The sequence below is a fragment of the Streptomyces sp. NPDC002306 genome (assembly GCF_053593435.1).
Window position 1 is genome coordinate 16,875 of record NZ_JBSFCK010000032.1, and the last position, 17,902, is coordinate 34,776.

Consider the following 17,902-nt stretch of genomic DNA (forward strand, 5'->3'; position numbering starts at 1 on the left):
GACGCTACCCGCGCGGACGTTGCGGCGACATGTCCGCCCGGTCGGCGCCCGCCGCTCAGGACGGCTTGATGTTGTGGTTGAACCGGAAGACGTTGTCCGGGTCGTACCGCCGCTTCACCTCGGCCAGCCGCCGGGTGTTCGCGGCGCCGAGGCCGGCCTCGACCCGCTCCGCGCCCTCGTCGCCGATGAAGTTGAGGTAGGCCGCGCCGGTGCTCCACGGCCGGACGCCCGCGCGGACGCTCCGTACCCACCGCACGGCTCGCTCGTCGTCCGCCGGGTCCGTCCAGACCCCGAACGGGTGCACCACCCACGGCGCGTCGCGGAAGGGGACCGGGAACTCCGCGGGACCAGCGGCGACCGCGCCGCCCTGCGGGAACAGCGCGTGCTGCGTGCCGGTGGGCACCGGCTCGGTGTCGGCGAGGGCGCAGAAGACGTCCACGGCCTCGTCGGGCAGCCCCGCCAGGAACTCCGCCGACCAGTGGTTCCGCCGGCCCGGCGGTGTGTCGAGCATGCACTGGAAGTCGGCGTACGGCAGCGCGGTGACGACCTCCGACTCGTGCGGCAGCGCCAGCAGCGGCTGGGCGAGCTTGCGCATGTCCTCCTCGGGACCCGCGTAGGTCAGCAGCGAGACGCACAGCAGCCGCCCGACCAGCCGCGCGGGCACGAACTCCGCGGGCGGCCCGGTGAGGTACAGCACGGCGCCGCCCGCCTCCTGCGGGCCGGACCCGATGAGCTCGCGGTAGGTGCGGACGACCTCGGGGCCGAACTCGGGCAGATGCGTCAGCAGCGCGACGGAGAACCGCGGCAGTTCGTGCAGCTCCAGCGTGAGCGCGGTGGCGACGCCGAAGTTGCCGCCGCCGCCGTGCAGGGCCCAGAACAGGTCCGGGTGGTCGTCGGCGTTCGCGTGGATCCGGGCGCCGTCGGCGGTGACCAGTTCGACGCCCAGCAGATTGTCGACGGCCAGCCCGCACCAGCGGTCCAGCCAGCCCGTGCCGCCGCCGAGCACGAAGCCGCCGACACCGGTGCTGGAGACCCGGCCGCCGGTCGTGGCCAGGTCGTAGGGCTGGGTGGCGCGGTCCAGGTGGCTCATCGTGGCCCCGCCCCCGACGCGTACCGCCTCGGCCGCGGGATGGACGGTCACCTCGTGCATCCGGCGCAGATCGACGACGAGGGCGCCGTCACCGAGGGCCATGCCCGCCACGCTGTGTCCGCCGCCGCGCACCGCGACCCGCAGGTCCAGGTCCCGCGCGAAGCGCACCGCCCGGACGACGTCGGCCTCGTCCACGCACCGCGCGATCACGGCCGGCCGCCGGTCGATCATGGAGTTGTACACGGCCCGGGCCTCGTCGTAGCCCTCGTCGTCCGGGGCGAACACCTCGCCGGCCAGGTCCTCGCGCAGTGCCGCGAGTGCCGCACCCGCCTTCGACAGGGGAGCCATGGCCGCCCCCTTCCCGGAAGGGACATCCGTCGCTTCCAGCGTAGGAGGGAGCGGCCGGCCGGTCCTGTTCAGCCTCCGTAGGCCCCGGACGCCGTCAGTCGCAGCGCGGTGTCGATCAGCGGGACGTGGCTGAAGGCCTGCGGGAAGTTGCCGACCTGGCGCTGAAGGCGCGGATCCCACTCCTCCGCGAGCAGGCCCAGGTCGTTGCGGAGCGCCAGCAGCCGTTCGAACAGTTTGCGGGCCTCGTCCACCCGGCCGATCATCGCGAGGTCGTCCGCCATCCAGAACGAACAGGCCAGGAAGGCGCCCTCGTCGCCGGGGAGCCCGTCGACGCCTTCCTTGCTGCCGTCCGTCGGGTAGCGCAGGATGAAGCCGTCCGAGGTGGACAGCTCCCGCTGGATCGCCTCGATCGTGCCGATCACGCGCTTGTCGTCCGGGGGCAGGAAGCCCATCTGCGGAATCAGCAGCAGCGAGGCGTCCAGCTCCTTCGAGCCGTACGACTGCGTGAAGGTGTTGCGCTCCTTGTCGTAGCCCCGCTCGCACACGTCGCGGTGGATGTCGTCGCGCAGTTCGCGCCACTTCTCCAGCGGGCCGTCCGCGTCACCGGACTCGATGAGCTTGATCGTGCGGTCGACGGCGACCCAGGCCATCACCTTGGAGTGCACGAAGTGGCGGCGCGGGCCGCGCACCTCCCAGATGCCCTCGTCCGGCTCGTCCCAGTGGTCCTCCAGATAGCGGATCAGCTTCAGCTGCAGCACGGAGGCGTAGTCGTTGCGGGCCAGGCCCGTCATGTGGGCCAGGTGCAGGGCCTCGGTGACCTCGCCGTACACGTCCAGCTGGAGCTGGTGCGCGGCGCCGTTGCCGACCCGGACCGGCGCCGACCGCTCGTAGCCCGGCAGCCAGTCCAGCTCGGCCTCGCCGAGCTCGCGCTCGCCCGCGATGCCGTACATGATCTGGAGGTTCTCCGGGTCGCCGGCCACGGCCCGCAGCAGCCACTCGCGCCAGGCGCGGGCCTCCTCGCGGTAGCCGGTGCGCAGCAGCGAGGAGAGCGTGATGGCCGCGTCCCGCAGCCAGGTGTAGCGGTAGTCCCAGTTGCGCACCCCGCCGATGTCCTCCGGGAGGGAGGTGGTGGGCGCGGCGACGATACCGCCGGTCGGGGCGTAGGTGAGGGCCTTGAGCGTGATCAGGGAGCGGACCACGGCCTCCCGGTAGGGCCCGTGGTACGTACAGTGCTCCACCCACTCGCGCCAGAACTCCTCCGTCGCCTCCAGCGACTGTTCCGGCTCCGGCAGCGCCGGCGGCTCCTTGTGCGAGGGCTGCCACGAGATGGTGAACGCGATCCGGTCGCCCGGCGCCACGGTGAAGTCCGCGTACGTCGTCAGCGCCTTGCCGTAGGTCTCGGCGCTGGTGTCGAACCACACCGAGTCCGGGCCCGCCACGGCGACCGTGCGCCCCTCGTGCTTGTGCACCCACGGCACGACGCGGCCGTAGGAGAAACGCATCCGCAGCGCCGAGCGCATCGGGACGCGGCCCGAGACACCCTCCACGATCCGGATCAGCTGCGGGGCGCCGTCGCGCGGGGGCATGAAATCGATGACCCGGACCGTGCCGCGCGGGGTGTCCCACTCGGATTCCAGGATCAGCGAGTCGCCGCGGTAGCTGCGGCGGGCCGCCGTGGGCGGCTGGGCGTCGGCGGCGTGGGCGGGGCCCAGCCGCCAGAACCCGTGTTCCTCGGTGCCGAGCAGACCGGCGAAGATGGCATGCGAGTCGAAGCGGGGCAGGCACAGCCAGTCGACCGTGCCGTCCCGGCAGACCAGCGCCGCTGTCTGCATGTCTCCGATGAGTGCGTAGTCTTCGATGCGCCCGGCCACGTGCAACTCCAGTCGAACGGCCACGTCACCCCACACAAATGGGGCTGTCGCTGGTGCGGTCAAGGGGTGGTTGGTCATGCGTCGCTGAGCGATGAAGCAAAGCAGCCGCTCAGCCTTGAGGCAAAACGCCGATTGTTGGTCAACGAACTGACGAGCTCTCGTTGTTCCGGTGATGACGGACGGGGGTGGTGCCGTGTTGTCCGGCCGGGCTCGGCAGCGAGTGTCCGAGCAGGATACGACGCACGTAGATGATCTGCGTGCCGCTCCGGGTAACGCGCCTGGGCTGAACGGGTGAGTAACCGGTGAGAACCACGTGACGGACGCGCGTCCGTGTCGGCACGGGCGCAGAGCGTGGCCGGAAGCCATCCCTCTCAGGCGCTGATACCCTGGTAGCCCGTGGACCGGTGGGCATGAAACCCCCGAACCGCAGCGACGGCGCCTCCGCGAAAACCGGAAATCTCCGGCCCGGACCGCCGCACCGCACCCCCAGACCGCGACCACGGGAGCCCCCTCTTGGCCATGACGCCCAAATCCACGACGACCAAGCACATCTTCGTCACCGGGGGTGTCGCCTCCTCGCTCGGCAAGGGCCTGACGGCCTCCAGCCTCGGCATGCTGCTGAAGGCGCGGGGCCTGCGCGTCGTGATGCAGAAGCTCGACCCGTACCTGAACGTCGACCCGGGCACGATGAACCCCTTCCAGCACGGTGAGGTGTTCGTCACCAACGACGGCGCCGAGACCGACCTGGACATCGGACACTACGAGCGCTTCCTCGACCGTGACCTGGACGGCTCCGCCAACGTCACGACGGGCCAGGTGTACTCGACGGTCATCGCCAAGGAGCGGCGCGGCGAGTACCTGGGCGACACGGTGCAGGTCATCCCGCACATCACCAACGAGATCAAGCACCGGATCCGCCGTATGGCGACCGACGCGGTCGACGTCGTGATCACCGAGGTCGGCGGCACGGTCGGCGACATCGAGTCGCTGCCGTTCCTGGAGACGGTCCGCCAGGTCCGGCACGAGGTCGGCCGGGACAACGTCTTCGTCGTGCACATCTCGCTCCTGCCCTACATCGGCCCCTCCGGCGAGCTGAAGACCAAGCCGACCCAGCACTCGGTCGCGGCGCTGCGCAACATCGGTATCCAGCCGGACGCGATCGTCCTGCGCTGCGACCGCGAGGTGCCCACCGCGATCAAGCGCAAGATCTCGCTGATGTGCGACGTCGACGAGGACGCGGTCGTCGCGTGCCCCGACGCGCGCTCCATCTACGACATCCCGAAGACCGTGCACGGCGAGGGCCTGGACGCCTACGTCGTCCGCAAGCTGGACCTGCCGTTCCGTGACGTGGACTGGACGACCTGGGACGACCTGCTCGACCGCGTCCACAACCCCGACCACGAGATCACCCTGGCCCTGGTCGGCAAGTACATCGACCTGCCCGACGCCTACCTCTCGGTCACCGAGGCGCTGCGCGCGGGCGGTTTCGCGAACAAGGCCCGCGTCAAGATCAAGTGGGTCACGTCCGACGACTGCAAGACCCCGGCCGGCGCGGCGCAGCAGCTCGGCGACGTCGACGGCATCTGCATCCCCGGCGGCTTCGGCGACCGAGGCGTGCTCGGCAAGGTCGGCGCCATCCGCTACGCCCGCGAGAACCGGATCCCGCTGCTCGGCCTCTGCCTGGGCCTGCAGTGCATCGTGATCGAGGCGGCCCGCAACCTCGCCGACATCCCCGACGCGAACTCCACCGAGTTCGACTCCGGCACCGGCCACCCGGTCATCTCCACCATGGCCGAGCAGCTCGACATCGTGGCCGGTGAGGGTGACATGGGCGGCACGATGCGGCTGGGCATGTACCCCGCCAAGCTGGCCGAGGGCTCCATCGTGCGCGAGGTGTACGACGGCAAGGAGTACGTCGAGGAGCGGCACCGTCACCGCTACGAGGTGAACAACGCCTACCGCGCGGAGCTGGAGAAGAAGGCGGGCATCCTCTTCTCGGGCACCTCGCCGGACGGCAAGCTCGTCGAGTACGTCGAGTACCCGCGGGACGTCCACCCCTACCTGGTCGCCACGCAGGCGCACCCGGAGCTGCGCTCGCGGCCGACCCGTCCGCACCCGCTGTTCGCGGGCCTGGTGAAGGCGGCCGTGCAGCGCCAGGTCGCGGCGCGGGAGAATTCCGAGTAACACACCGGTTGTACGGTGGCCGGGGTGCAAACCTTCAAAGGCGGGCACCCCGGTTTTTTCGCGGGGCCGGTCCCTCCAGTGGTGTGCCGGTCGCTCCGGCACGTGTGGAAGGACAGGGCATGACGATCAAGGACACCCCCGAGCAGTGGGAGATCCGGGCGACGGAGACCCCCTTCGTGGGCAACAAGACCTCCGTCCGTACCGACGCCGTGGTCATGCCCGACGGCTCGGTGGCCCACCGCGACTACCAGGTCCACCCCGGCTCGGTCGCCGTCCTCGCCCTCGACGAGGAGGGCCGGGTCCTGGTCATCCGGCAGTACCGCCACCCCGTGCGCCAGAAGCTGTGGGAGATCCCGGCCGGGCTGCTGGACGTGCCCGGCGAGAACCCGCTGCACGCCGCCCAGCGGGAGCTGTACGAGGAGGCGCACGTCAAGGCCGAGGACTGGCGGGTCCTCACCGACGTCTACACCACGCCCGGCGGCTGCGACGAGGCCGTACGCATCTTCCTCGCCCAGGACCTGTCCGAGGCCGAGGGGCAGCGGTTCGAGGTGGAGGACGAGGAGGCCGACATGGAGCACGCGCGGGTGCCGGTCGAGGAACTCGTCCGTGGGGTGCTCGCGGGCGAGCTGCACAACAACTGCCTCGTGGTCGGCGTTCTCTCGCTGGTCGCCGCGCGGGCCGGGGACGGCCTCGACGCCCTGCGCCCCGCCGAGTCGCGCTGGCCGGCGCGCCCCTTCGACGCCTGAGCCGCGACTGAGACCGCGACTGAGACCGCGACTGAGGGCGCGCCTGGGGCCCCGCCTCAGCCCCGCCCGGGGCCTCTCCTGCCCCGGTGCGAGGTTCCCGCTACGGGCCCCCCGCCGGGGCGTGCCCGCGGCCTCCCAGGCCTTGCCCGCGGCCTCTCCGGGTCCTCCTCGTGCCCCGTCCGGAGTCCCTCCACGTCAGCGGCTCCCCCTTCCAGTGTGACGATCGCCTGATCCGATCGGGGGACCCCTCCGCCGTGCTCCGCCAGGATCGTCGCAGAGCGTGAACTAGGCTCTGGAAACGCCCGATCCGGAGACCCGGCGGGCTTGCGCGTGTGGTGGGACGGGAGTGTGGCCCGTGACGGATCAGGCGGTGGACACAGACGGCGTGCAGCTGTCGGGACGCACGTCGGTGGACAGCCATTTCCTGGGCCGTACAAGGGAGTTGAAGGACCTGCGCGCGGACATCGAGCGCACGGGCCTCGACACCCTCGCCGGGAGGAAGGCGCCGCGCGCGAGGGTGCTCCTCATCGCGGGCAGGCCCGGATCGGGACGCACGGCGCTCGCCGAGGAGCTCGTGCGGGAGATTGCGGACCGTTACGACGGCGGTGTGCTGCGCGCCCGGCTCAGCGAGCCGGACGGCACGCCCGTACCGGTCGAGCGCACCGCGCGCGAACTGCTCGCCGCGCTGGACGTGCCTGCCCCGCCGGGCGCCGCCGAGGACGACCTCAGCGAGGCCCTGCGGGCCGCCCTCGCCGACCGCAGGGCGCTGCTGCTGCTGGACGACGCGGCCGGCGCCGAGCAGGTCGACGCGCTGCTCCCGGACACCCCCGAGTGCCTGGTCGTCGCCGTCGCCGGGGGCCCGCTGACCGGGATCTCGGACGTCCGCCCGTGCACCATCGGCGGACTCGACACGAAGTCGGCCCTGGAGCTGCTGACCCGGCACACCGGCTCGGTCCGCATCACCGTCGACCCGCGGGCCGCCGAGGGTCTGGTCGAGGAGTGCCGGGCGCAGCCGGCCGCGCTGCGGCTGGCCGGCGGCTGGCTCGCGGCCCGCCCCAAGGCGGCCGTCGCCGACCTCGCCAAGCAACTGCACACGGACGGCACCGACAGCACGCCCCTCAGCCGTGTCTTCCGGCTCGTGCACGCCTCCCTGCCCGCCCCCGCGGCCCGGATACTGCGACTGCTCTCCCTCGCCCCGGCCGGTCTCGTCGACCCGCACACCGCCTCCGCGCTGGCCGGCTGCTCGGTGAGCGGCGCCCACACCACGCTCGACGACTTCGTCGCCCTGGGCCTGCTGCGGGTCGTGGAGTCGCCGCTGCCTCAGTACGAGGTCCCCGGCTGCCTGCAACCGCTCCTGCTGGCCGCCAGCGAGGCTCAGGACCGCCCCGCCGAGCTCCAGCTCGCCCGTGCCCGGATGCTGGAGCGGACGGTCCGGCTGCTGCAGTCCTGCCGGGCGATCACGGAGACGGACAACCCCGAGGCGCGCGAGAAGCTCCAGGGCATGCCCCGGGCGCTGCGCTTCCCGAGCCCCCGCGCCGCCGCCGACTGGCTGACCTTGCGCCGATCCGCCCTGCTGGCCTCGGCCCGGCTCGCGGTCGCCGACGGCGAGCTGGACACACTGGCCCGCCGTCTGATGTCCCAGTTGGTCAGGGCCATGGTCGCGCACTTCGGCACCCAGGCGGCCGCCGCCGACCTGTACGGCATCCACCGTCTCGTGCTCGACGTGGCCGAGCGCCGCGACCTGCCCCGCGAGAGGGCCGCCGCCCTGCTGAACCTCGCCGACGTGGACGCGCAGACCGGACGTACGGCGGAGGCGCTGGTGCGCTACCGGGCGGCGCTGGACGCCGGGCGCGAGGCGAACGACCCGTACGCGACCGGCCGCGCGATGGAATCCGTAGGCGGCGCGCATCTGGAGCTCGCGGACTTCGACCGGGCCGCCGACTGGTTCGGCCGGGCCCTGGCCCAGCGCCTGGCCCGGGACGAACGCATCGACGCCGCCCGGCTGTACGGGCGTATCGCCACCGCGCACACCTACGCGGGCCGCTACGGCGAGGCGCTGCGGCACTGGCGGGCGGCGGTCTCCGGACACCGCAAGAACGGTGATGTGGCCGCCCAGGCGCGGGCGTTGAGCGAGCTGGCGCGCGTCCAGGAGTACGCGGGCCGGCCGGAGGAGTCCCTGCGCACCTGCCAGGAGGCGGTGGAGTGGGCGCGCCGGGCCGAGGACGTACGTCTCCAGGCCGCGCTCCAGCTGCGGCTGGCCGACACCCTGGAGCATCTCGGCGACCCCGCGGCCGCCCGACTGCACCGGGGGACGGCCGAGCGCATGCTGGGTGATGAGCTCCCGGAGAGCCTCGGAGAGCCGGAGCCATCGGGAAACGACGCCAACGCCTGCGAAATCCGCAGCGCATCCGCTGAAGGTTGATGCAATGAAAGGCTAGACAGCGGGAACACCTTCATTAAACTGGCTCTGCCGCACGTTCTCCTGCGGTGCATCCCTGTGCGCCCTCATGCGTACGGGTATGTGTTGCATTGCCCCACACCCTCTGAGCCAAGGACCGTGATCGACGTGAAGGTCGGCATCCCCCGCGAGGTCAAGAACAACGAGTTCCGGGTGGCCATCACCCCCGCCGGCGTGCACGAGCTGGTGCGCCATGGCCACCAGGTGGTCATCGAGCGCAACGCAGGCGTCGGCTCGTCGATCACGGACGACGAGTACGTCGCCGCCGGTGCCCGGATCCTGGAGACGGCCGACGAGGTGTGGGCCGACGCCGACCTGCTGTTGAAGGTCAAGGAGCCCATCGCCGAGGAGTACCACCGCCTCCGCAAGGACCAGACGCTCTTCACCTACCTGCACCTGGCCGCTTCGAAGGAGTGCACCGACGCCCTGCTGGAGTCCGGCACCACGGCGATCGCGTACGAGACCGTCGAGCTGCCGGGCCGCGGTCTGCCGCTGCTCGCCCCGATGTCCGAGGTCGCGGGCCGGCTGGCCCCGCAGGTCGGCGCCTACCACCTGATGCGCGCCAACGGCGGCCGCGGTGTGCTGCCGGGCGGTGTCCCGGGGGTGACCCCGGCCAAGGCCGTCGTCATCGGCGGTGGCGTCTCCGGCTGGAACGCCGTCCAGATCGCCGTCGGCATGGGCTTCGACGTGACCCTGCTGGACCGCGACATCAACAAGCTGCGCGAGGCCGACAAGATCTTCGGCACCAAGGTCAAGGCCATCATGTCCAACGCCTTCGAGCTGGAGAAGGCCGTCCTCGACGCGGACCTCGTGATCGGCGCGGTGCTGATCCCGGGTGCCAAGGCCCCGAAGCTCGTCACCAACGAGCTGGTCTCCCGCATGAAGCCGGGAAGTGTTCTTGTCGACATCGCGATCGACCAGGGCGGCTGCTTCGAGGACTCGCGTCCCACCACGCACGCCGAGCCGACCTTCCAGGTCCACAACTCGGTCTTCTACTGCGTGGCCAACATGCCGGGCGCGGTGCCCAGCACCTCCACCAACGCCCTCACCAACGCCACGCTGCCCTACATCGTGTCCCTCGCCGACAACGGCTGGGTCGAGGCGCTGCGCCGCGACGCCGCGCTCGCCAGGGGTCTCAACACCCATGAGGGCCAGGTCGTTTACCGCGAGGTCGCCGAAGCGCACGGTCTGGCGCACGTCGAGCTCGACGCCCTGCTCGGCTAAGTCGCCAAACGGTAATGGCGATACGTCAACACGGATCGTCAACGCAGCACACCCGGCCGGACCTTGTCGACGAGGTCCGGCCGGGTGTGTGTATGGTCACTTTGCGGCTCTCGGCCAACTCGCCTCGAACGTAACCCTTGAACCGATTCGTACACCGGTGAAACCTGCTGTGCGACGGCCGTACGCCCTTGACAGAGGGATGTTTCATTGCCGACACATCCTGCCGGGTCCGGCGGATTGTGTTGCTGCCGACGCCCGACACGCCATAGAGTCGCCAACCGTCGGCATGGTGCCACGCTGACCTGTCTAGAAGTTTCCTGGTCACCAAGGAGGTAAGACGACTTGTGAATGAGTCGACATTTTCTCCCGGGGGTGGTCAACCAGGAATGCCTGTCCGGGGCCGAGGCCCCGCGGGGTTCGAGGCTGTCGGCTCTGTTGCTGTGCGCACCTTCGCAGCCCACCAGAGTCACCAGCCCCCGAGGGTGACTCAGCCAGCACCCCAGAGCATGGATGGCCATCACGTGAACGCCATGGCCGGCGACGGAAGTGGCGCGCCCCACAACCACTTCGCCGACTACGACGAACTGCCCCAAGGGCACTTCTACGATCCCGACGCCGAGTACGAGCCCGATCCCGAGTACGCGGCCACGCTCGCGCCCGACGCTGCCCGTCAGCGCCGCGAGCGCGTCGGCCCGACCGGGCGGCCGCTGCCCTACTTCCCGATCCCGGGCCCGCTGACCGACCACGGTCCCGCGACGATCATCGCGATGTGCAACCAGAAGGGCGGCGTGGGCAAGACGACGTCGACCATCAACCTGGGTGCCGCCCTCGCGGAGTACGGCCGTCGGGTGCTGCTCGTGGACTTCGACCCGCAGGGCGCGCTGTCGGTCGGTCTCGGCGTCAACCCGATGGAGCTCGACCTCACCGTCTACAACCTGCTCATGGAGCGGGGCATGTCGGCGGACGAGGTACTCCTGAAGACGGCGGTCCCGAACATGGACCTGCTGCCCAGCAACATCGACCTGTCGGCCGCCGAGGTCCAGCTCGTGAGCGAGGTCGCGCGCGAGTCGACGCTCCAGCGGGCGCTGAAGCCGCTGCTGCCCGACTACGACTACATCGTGATCGACTGTCAGCCCTCGCTCGGCCTGCTCACGGTCAACGCCCTGACGGCCGCGCACAAGGTGATCGTGCCGCTCGAGTGCGAGTTCTTCGCCCTGCGCGGTGTCGCGCTGCTGACGGAGACCATCGAGAAGGTCCAGGAACGGCTCAACCCGGAACTGGAGCTCGACGGCATCCTCGCCACGATGTACGACTCGCGCACCGTGCACAGCCGTGAGGTGCTCGCGCGTGTCGTCGAGGCCTTCGACGATCACGTCTACCACACGGTCATCGGGCGCACGGTCCGCTTCCCGGAGACCACGGTCGCCGGTGAGCCGATCACGACGTACGCCTCCAACTCCGTCGGCGCCGCCGCCTATCGCCAGCTCGCCAGGGAGGTGCTCGCCCGGTGTCACGCCGAGTGAGTCTGCCGGGGGCCGACGAACTGTTCCGTACGACAGGGGGAATGGCACTCCAGCCGTCCACTCCACGGCGCCCGGCCAACGGCGAGGCCCGGGTGCCGGCTCCGGCGGGGGAGAGCGACCAGACGGCCGCCGCCCCGGCGGAGGACGCGCCGCAGTCGGTGCCCGCCCAGGGCGGCGACGGCGAGGGCGCCGAGCACGTGGCCGTCGACGCCGACTCGGTCGACGCGGGGGAGTCCCGGATCCGGGCCGCCGCCGCGGAGCGCACCGCGCGGCGTGGGGCGGCGCAGGAAGGTTCTGCCGACGCGCAGCCGCGCAAGCGGGGGCGGTCGCCCGCCCGGCGGCCCAGCGGACGCGAGCGCCACGACGAGAAGATCACGGTGTACGTGTCCGCCGAGGAGCTCATGGACCTGGAGCACGCGCGTCTCGTGCTCCGCGGTGAGCACGGACTGGCCGTCGACCGCGGGCGGATCGTCCGCGAGGCGGTCGCCGTGGTCCTCGCCGACCTGGAGTCCCGCGGGGACGCGAGCATCCTCGTACGACGACTGCGCGGGCGGTAGCGGTAGCCTGCGGGGGCCATGACCTCGAACGACGCCCCCGTGCCCGGCGCTCCCGCCGGCCGTCGGCGTGCGCTGGGACGAGGTCCGGGCGCGACTGCCGCCCAGGCGCCCGTGACGGCCCCGGAACCCGGGACGGCCGTATCCGAGCCCGAGCCGGACCCCGAGGCCGTCGTACCGGCCCCGGAGCCCGGGACAGCCGTACCTGAGCGGCCGGAGCCGGAACCCGAGGCCGACGTACCGACCCCGGAACCCAAGGCCGACGTACCGACCGCGGACCCCGAGACCGTCGTACCGACCCCGGACCCCGAGGCCGTCGTACCGGAGCCGGAACCGGAGTCCGCGTATGAGCCCGGGCCCGCGGCTGTGCCCGAGCCCGTGGACGGTGTCTTCAAGGTCCGGCTCGCGAACTTCGAGGGCCCTTTCGATCTGCTCCTCCAGCTGATCTCCAAGCACAAGCTCGACGTCACCGAAGTGGCCCTGTCGAAGGTGACCGACGAGTTCATGGCGCACATCCGGGCGATGGGCCCGGACTGGGACCTCGACCAGACGACCGAGTTCCTGGTCGTGGCCGCCACCCTGCTCGACCTGAAGGCGGCCCGGCTGCTGCCCGCCGCCGAGGTGGAGGACGAGGCCGACCTGGCCCTGCTGGAGGCCCGCGACCTGCTCTTCGCGCGGTTGCTGCAGTACCGGGCCTACAAGCAGATCGCCGACATCTTCAACCACCGGCTGCTCCAGGAAGCCCGCCGCTACCCCCGTACCGTCGGCCTCGAACCCCACCACGCCGAGCTGCTGCCCGAGGTCGTCATCAGCATCGGCCCGGAGGGCTTCGCCCGGCTCGCGGTCAAGGCGATGCAGCCCCGGCCCAAGCCGCAGGTGTACGTCGACCACATCCACGCCCCGCTGGTGAGCGTGCAGGAGCAGGCCGGGATCGTGGTCGCGCGGCTGCGGGAGCTCGGCGAGGCCAGCTTCCGCGTGCTCGTCGAGGACACCGACGACACCCTCACCGTCGTGGCGCGGTTCCTGGCGCTGCTGGAGCTGTACCGGGAGAAGGCCGTCGCCCTGGACCAGGAGGACGCCCTTGGGGACCTCCTGGTCCGCTGGACCGGCGGGGACGGGGGAGACTCCCCGACGGTCACCGACGAGTTCGACCGGCCGCCCGAGGTGCCCAAGGAGGAGAAGAAGGCGTGAGCGAGCAGAGCACCGACCACCCGGCCGGGCCGGGCGCCGTCGCCGACCTCGACCTCAAGCCGGCCCTGGAGGCCGTCCTCATGGTCGTGGACGAGCCCGCGACCGAGGAGCACCTCGCGAAGATACTCCAGCGGCCGAAGCGGCAGATCGCGGACGCCCTGCGCGAGCTGGCCGACGAGTACACCGTGCAGCGGCGCGGCTTCGAGCTGCGGCTCATCGCGGGCGGCTGGCGCTACTACACCCGGCCCGAGTACGCGGCGGCCGTGGAGGGCTTCGTCCTGGACGGCCAGCAGGCCCGGCTCACCCAGGCCGCGCTGGAGACCCTGGCGGTGGTCGCGTACCGCCAGCCGGTCAGCCGCAGCAGGGTCTCCGCGGTCCGCGGAGTCAACTGCGACGGGGTCATGCGCACCCTGCTGCAACGCGGTCTTGTGGAGGAGGCGGGCGCGGAACCCGAAACAGGTGCGATCCTGTACGTGACGACGAACTACTTCCTGGAGCGGATGGGCCTGCGCGGCCTGGACGAGCTCCCGGAACTCGCGCCCTTCCTCCCGGAGGCGGCGGCGATCGAGGCCGAGACGCTGGAAGCGGTCCCGTCGTTCGATCCGGACGCTCCGGATTCCGAGGACGCAGACGACAAGACGGAACTTTGATGCGAAGCAGCAGCGGCAGGAACAGCAGCGGAAACAACGGCGGGAGCCGTGGTGGCAACAGCAGCGGCCGCGGCGGGAGCAGCGGTGGCCGCGGTAACCCCCGTGGCGCCGGCAAGAACCGCGACGACAACCCGGGCGGGCGGCCGAGCAAGCCCCGCCCCGAGGAGCGCCGCTACGACGTGGGTCCCGGCGCCTCCCCGGAGGGTCCGAAGTCCGGACGTGGCGCTTCCGCGCGCGGAGGGGCCAAGGGCGGCCCGAAGCAGTCTCCGGGCACCGGGCGGGGACGCTGGGCGCCCGCCACCTCCCGGGAGTACGACGCCCGCGCCGAGGAGCGCAACCGCGAGCGGTACGCGGGCAAGAAGGATGTCAAGCCGCCGAAGACCTTCCCGGGCGCCGAGCAGGAGGGCGAGCGTCTGCAGAAGATCCTCGCGCGCGCGGGCTACGGATCCCGGCGGGCCTGCGAGGAGCTGATCGAGCAGGCGCGGGTCGAGGTCAACGGCGAGATCGTGCTGGAGCAGGGCAAGCGGGTCGACCCGGAGCATGACGAGGTCAGGGTCGACGGCCTGACGGTCGCGACCCAGTCGTACCAGTTCTTCTCGCTGAACAAGCCCGCCGGTGTCGTCTCCACCATGGAGGACAACGAGGGCCGGCAGTGCCTCGGTGACTACGTGACCAACCGCGAGACGCGGCTCTTCCACGTGGGGCGGCTCGACACCGAGACCGAGGGCGTGATCCTGCTCACCAACCACGGCGAGCTGGCCCACCGGCTGACCCACCCCAAGTACGGCGTGAAGAAGGTCTACCTCGCGCACATCGTGGGCCCGATCCCGCGCGACCTGGGCAAGCAGCTCAAGGACGGCATCCAGCTGGAGGACGGGTACGCGCGCGCGGACCACTTCCGGGTCGTCGAGCAGACCGGCAAGAACTACCTCGTCGAGGTCACCCTGCACGAGGGCCGCAAGCACATCGTGCGCCGCATGCTCGCCGAGGCCGGCTTCCCCGTCGACAAGCTGGTGCGTGTCGCCTTCGGTCCGATCACGCTCGGCGACCAGAAGTCGGGCTGGCTGCGTCGGCTGTCCAACACCGAGGTCGGCATGCTGATGCAGGAGGTCGACCTCTAGGTCGGCCGGGCGACAGGCCCTTGTCACGGACCGCCACCCCCTTTTATAGTCGTCATGACTATTAAGAGGGGGTGGTCGTCGTGCCGGCACCGGGCAGCCGTGGCGCCGCGCGGCCGACGGGACCTGGGCGGACCGCGGGATCCGGGGGGACCGTAGACCCCGCGGGGTACGACAAGTACGCCTTCGAACCTTTTGCCGTCACCGTCGATCTCGCCGTGCTCACCGTCCTCGACGGCGCCCTGCACGTGCTGCTCGTGGAGCGCGGACAGGAGCCGTACGCCGGACACTGGGCGCTGCCCGGCGGGTTCGTGCTGCCCCAGGAGTCCGCGGAGACGGCGGCCCGGCGCGAACTCGCCGAGGAGACCGGCCTGTCGGACGTCTCCGGACTCCACCTGGAACAACTGCGCACCTACAGCGAGCCCGGCCGCGACCCCCGGATGCGGGTCGTGTCGGTCGCTTTCGCCGCGCTGCTCCCGGACGCCCCCGAACCGCACGGCGGCGGGGACGCGGCGCAGGCCCGCTGGCTGCCGTACGAGTCCGCCGCGCCGCTCGCCTTCGACCACGACCGGATCCTCGCCGACGCCCACGACCGCGTCGGCGCCAAGCTGGAGTACACCAGCCTCGCCACCGCCTTCTGCCCGCCGGAGTTCACCCTCGGCGAGTTGCAGCAGGTCTACGAGACGGTGTGGGGCACGGCTCTCGACCGGCCCAACTTCCGGCGCAAGGTGCTCGCCACGCCCGGCTTCGTCGAGCCCGTACCGGGTGCGGCCCGGCTGACCGGCGGCCGTGGCAAACCGGCCGCGCTGTACCGGTCCGGCACCGCCGCCGCCCTCCATCCGCCGCTGCTTCGCGCGCCTCGGGAAGGACGTCCCGCATGACCACCTCGACCACGGCCCACCCGGCCACCGCCCACAAACGCGCCGCCACCGGAGCCCTGCTGGGCCTCGCCCTCGGCGACGCGCTGGGCTTCCCGACCGAGTTCAACGACGTACCGTCGATCCTCGCGAAGTTCGGCCCCTGGCGCGAGATGCCGCTGATCAAGCCCGCGATCGTCAGTGACGACACGCAGATGACCCTGGCGCTCGGACGCGGCCTGCGCACGGCGATGGACCGGGGGCTGCTCGGCCCGAAGCGGCTGGAGCGGCCGGTGCGCGAGGAGTTCGTGGACTGGTACCAGTCACCGGAGAACAACCGGGCCCCGGGCCGGACCTGCCTGGTCGCCTGCGATCTGCTGAAGACCCCGGGCCTGCCCTGGCAGGACGCCAGCCAGATCGGCTCCAAGGGCTGCGGCGCCAACATGCGGGTCGCCCCCGTCGGGCTGGTCCCCGGGCTGAGCGACGAACAGCGCTCCGGCGCGGCCCAGTTGCAGTCCGCCCTCACCCACGGACATCCGACGGCGCTCGCCGCGTCCGACCTCACCGCGCACGCCGTACGGCTGCTCGCCCAGGGCGCGGAGCCGACCGGGCTCGTCGGGCTGCTGCGCTCGTACGCCCTCGACCACCGCACCCGCTACCACGAGCGGTGGCTCGGCGACCTGTGGACGCGCAGTCAGGACCCCAGCCCCGAGCACTTCGTCGCGCGCGGCTGGGACGAGTGCCTGGTGGCCTTGGACCGCCTCCAGGAGGCCGTGCGCGCCGGGTCCCGCGAGACGGACCCGTGTCTGGCGACGGGAGAGGGCTGGATCGCCGAAGAAGCCCTGGCGACCGGGCTGTTGTGCTTCCTGCTCTTCGTCGACGAACCGCTGACGGCGCTGCGCCGCGCCGCGTGCAGTTCCGGCGACTCCGACTCGATAGCGTGCCTGACCGGTGCCTTCGCGGGCGCGTATCTGGGGGCCGGCGCCTGGCCCGCCGAGTGGGCGGACCGCATCGAGTATCAGGGCGAACTGGTCACGCTCGGCGCGCTCTGGGACGCCTGAGCGGGCGGCCGGCGGTCAGGCCAGGCTGATCGTGTCGCCGCTGACCGTGATCTTCTTCTCGGCCAGCGGCCGCGTGGCCGGGGGGTGGGCCACCGAGCCGTCGGCGATGTGGAACTTGCTGCCGTGGCAGGTGCAGTTGATCGTGCCGTCGGAGACGCTGGCGACCGGGCACTGCCGGTGGGTGCAGATGTTCGTGAAGGCCTTGAACTCGCCCTCCTTCGGCTGCGTGACGACGACCTCGTCGTCCGCGAAGATCTTGCCGCCGCCGACCGGGATGTCGCCGGTCTTCGTCAGCGTCTTGGCGGCGGTGTCGGCGGCGGCGGAGGCGGAGACGGTCGAGGCGGCGTCCGCGGAGCCGGATTCGTCACCGTAGTTGCTGCAGCCGGCGACGAACGCGACGGCGCCCGTCGCGAGTACCGTGCGCCGCGTCGGGCCATCGATCATGTCGTCACTCCGAAGGTGTCGAAGAACCAGAAGGCGGAGGTCAGCCAGACGACCGTGAGGACGACGAACACGAGTCCGCCGACGATCGGCAGTAGCCAGCCGGGAAGCCGCTCCGAGCGGAGCAGCAGCATCTTGGCACTGAAAGCACCGAAGAAGAAGCATCCCAGGGCGGAGTGCCACAAAACGCGTGTTTCGTACGTCTGATAGCCCAATGCGTACAAACAGTGCACCGCGACCGGCACCGCCACCAGGAACGCCACCCGGCCCGACCACCGGTGCAGCGCCGGCGCCCAGCCGGGGCCCGGCAGCCTGCCGTACACCATCAGCGCCGAGACGAGCTGGACCACCGCGAAGAAGACGGCCGTCGTCGCCAGCCACGACTTCACCGCGCCGGTGCTGCTGAATCCGGCGAGGTTGAAGGCCGTGCCCGCCGGGTCGTGGAGCCGGCCGTAGACCCCGAGCCCGACCGCGACGCAGCCCGCGACCAGGGCCGGGACGAGATAGCGGGCCGGACGCGGACGGCGGTGGGCGTGGGCGGGGAAGTTCTGCGTGGCGGCGTTCGGGTCCACGGTCATGATCGGCT

The 17,902-nt window shown here is 71.5% G+C and carries 15 protein-coding genes; 11 read left to right on the top strand and 4 right to left on the bottom strand.

Translation table 11 applies throughout. From position 1 onward, the window contains the following. Positions 1–55: 55 nt before the first annotated feature. A complete protein-coding gene (locus ACWCQK_RS34095) occupies positions 56–1,438 on the bottom strand; it encodes an FAD-binding protein (protein WP_451161752.1) in 1,383 nt (460 codons plus the stop codon). 68 nt (positions 1,439–1,506) lie between these two features. Continuing rightward, a complete protein-coding gene (locus ACWCQK_RS34100) occupies positions 1,507–3,309 on the bottom strand; it encodes a glycoside hydrolase family 15 protein (RefSeq protein WP_451161818.1) in 1,803 nt (600 codons plus the stop codon). A gap of 519 nt (positions 3,310–3,828) precedes the next feature. Between ACWCQK_RS34100 and ACWCQK_RS34105 the strand changes: the two genes are divergently transcribed. The 11 genes from ACWCQK_RS34105 (at position 3,829) to ACWCQK_RS34155 (ending at position 16,875) form a co-directional block, all read left to right on the top strand. Then, positions 3,829–5,493 carry a CTP synthase gene (locus tag ACWCQK_RS34105; protein WP_451161754.1) on the top strand — a complete coding sequence of 555 codons (1,665 nt, stop codon included), beginning with the start codon at positions 3,829–3,831 and terminating at the stop codon, positions 5,491–5,493. A gap of 119 nt (positions 5,494–5,612) precedes the next feature. Then, complete coding sequence (locus ACWCQK_RS34110; RefSeq protein WP_451161756.1) at positions 5,613–6,239, top strand: NUDIX domain-containing protein; 627 nt, start codon at positions 5,613–5,615, stop codon at positions 6,237–6,239. A gap of 355 nt (positions 6,240–6,594) precedes the next feature. Next, positions 6,595–8,661, top strand: coding sequence for a tetratricopeptide repeat protein (locus ACWCQK_RS34115; protein WP_451161758.1), 2,067 nt, complete (start codon positions 6,595–6,597; stop codon positions 8,659–8,661). Between the two features lie 135 nt (positions 8,662–8,796). Beyond that, complete coding sequence (gene ald / locus ACWCQK_RS34120) at positions 8,797–9,921, top strand: alanine dehydrogenase (RefSeq protein WP_451161760.1); 1,125 nt, start codon at positions 8,797–8,799, stop codon at positions 9,919–9,921. A 386-nt stretch (positions 9,922–10,307) separates the two neighbouring features. Next, complete coding sequence (locus tag ACWCQK_RS34125; RefSeq protein WP_451161762.1) at positions 10,308–11,444, top strand: ParA family protein; 1,137 nt, start codon at positions 10,308–10,310, stop codon at positions 11,442–11,444. After that, complete coding sequence (locus ACWCQK_RS34130; protein ID WP_451161764.1) at positions 11,429–12,001, top strand: hypothetical protein; 573 nt, start codon at positions 11,429–11,431, stop codon at positions 11,999–12,001. Before ACWCQK_RS34125 ends, ACWCQK_RS34130 begins: the two co-directional genes overlap by 16 nt. Positions 12,002–12,019: 18 nt before the next feature. Beyond that, the gene (locus ACWCQK_RS34135) at positions 12,020–13,189 is read left to right on the top strand and encodes a segregation/condensation protein A (RefSeq protein WP_451161766.1); all 1,170 of its coding nucleotides are present in this window, start codon (positions 12,020–12,022) and stop codon (positions 13,187–13,189) included. A gap of 80 nt (positions 13,190–13,269) precedes the next feature. Beyond that, positions 13,270–13,839, top strand: a complete 570-nt coding sequence (gene scpB, locus ACWCQK_RS34140) for an SMC-Scp complex subunit ScpB (RefSeq protein WP_451161820.1) — start codon at positions 13,270–13,272, stop codon at positions 13,837–13,839. Then, complete coding sequence (locus ACWCQK_RS34145; protein ID WP_451161768.1) at positions 13,839–14,960, top strand: pseudouridine synthase; 1,122 nt, start codon at positions 13,839–13,841, stop codon at positions 14,958–14,960. Before scpB ends, ACWCQK_RS34145 begins: the two co-directional genes overlap by 1 nt. Positions 14,961–15,175: 215 nt before the next feature. Further along, positions 15,176–15,838, top strand: a complete 663-nt coding sequence (locus ACWCQK_RS34150; protein ID WP_451161822.1) for an NUDIX hydrolase — start codon at positions 15,176–15,178, stop codon at positions 15,836–15,838. Beyond that, positions 15,835–16,875: an ADP-ribosylglycohydrolase family protein gene (locus ACWCQK_RS34155; protein WP_451161770.1), complete on the top strand. Its 1,041-nt coding sequence runs from the start codon at positions 15,835–15,837 to the stop codon at positions 16,873–16,875. The genes ACWCQK_RS34150 and ACWCQK_RS34155 overlap by 4 nt, the downstream gene beginning before the upstream one ends. A 15-nt stretch (positions 16,876–16,890) precedes the next feature. Here the strand turns inward: ACWCQK_RS34155 and ACWCQK_RS34160 are convergent, their stop codons facing one another. Together ACWCQK_RS34160 and ACWCQK_RS34165 are read right to left on the bottom strand one after the other, a co-directional pair. After that, on the bottom strand, positions 16,891–17,319 hold the full coding sequence (locus ACWCQK_RS34160) for a Rieske (2Fe-2S) protein (RefSeq protein WP_451161772.1): 429 nt from the start codon (positions 17,317–17,319) through the stop codon (positions 16,891–16,893). Continuing rightward, positions 17,316–17,894: a DUF6529 family protein gene (locus ACWCQK_RS34165; protein WP_451161774.1), complete on the bottom strand. Its 579-nt coding sequence runs from the start codon at positions 17,892–17,894 to the stop codon at positions 17,316–17,318. The genes ACWCQK_RS34160 and ACWCQK_RS34165 overlap by 4 nt, the downstream gene beginning before the upstream one ends. Positions 17,895–17,902: the final 8 nt, after the last annotated feature.

Bases quoted from the DNA above. Each gene is read 5' to 3' on its own strand.
- ACWCQK_RS34095 (WP_451161752.1), bottom strand. From the start codon at position 1,438: ATGGCTCCCCTGTCGAAGGCGGGTGCGGCACTCGCGGCACTGCGCGAG.
- ACWCQK_RS34105 (WP_451161754.1), top strand. From the start codon at position 3,829: ATGACGCCCAAATCCACGACGACCAAGCACATCTTCGTCACCGGGGGT.
- ACWCQK_RS34110 (WP_451161756.1), top strand. From the start codon at position 5,613: ATGACGATCAAGGACACCCCCGAGCAGTGGGAGATCCGGGCGACGGAG.
- ACWCQK_RS34125 (WP_451161762.1), top strand. From the start codon at position 10,308: ATGCCTGTCCGGGGCCGAGGCCCCGCGGGGTTCGAGGCTGTCGGCTCT.
- ACWCQK_RS34135 (WP_451161766.1), top strand. From the start codon at position 12,020: ATGACCTCGAACGACGCCCCCGTGCCCGGCGCTCCCGCCGGCCGTCGG.
- scpB (WP_451161820.1), top strand. From the start codon at position 13,270: ATGGTCGTGGACGAGCCCGCGACCGAGGAGCACCTCGCGAAGATACTC.
- ACWCQK_RS34145 (WP_451161768.1), top strand. From the start codon at position 13,839: ATGCGAAGCAGCAGCGGCAGGAACAGCAGCGGAAACAACGGCGGGAGC.
- ACWCQK_RS34155 (WP_451161770.1), top strand. From the start codon at position 15,835: ATGACCACCTCGACCACGGCCCACCCGGCCACCGCCCACAAACGCGCC.
- ACWCQK_RS34160 (WP_451161772.1), bottom strand. From the start codon at position 17,319: ATGATCGATGGCCCGACGCGGCGCACGGTACTCGCGACGGGCGCCGTC.
- ACWCQK_RS34165 (WP_451161774.1), bottom strand. From the start codon at position 17,894: ATGACCGTGGACCCGAACGCCGCCACGCAGAACTTCCCCGCCCACGCC.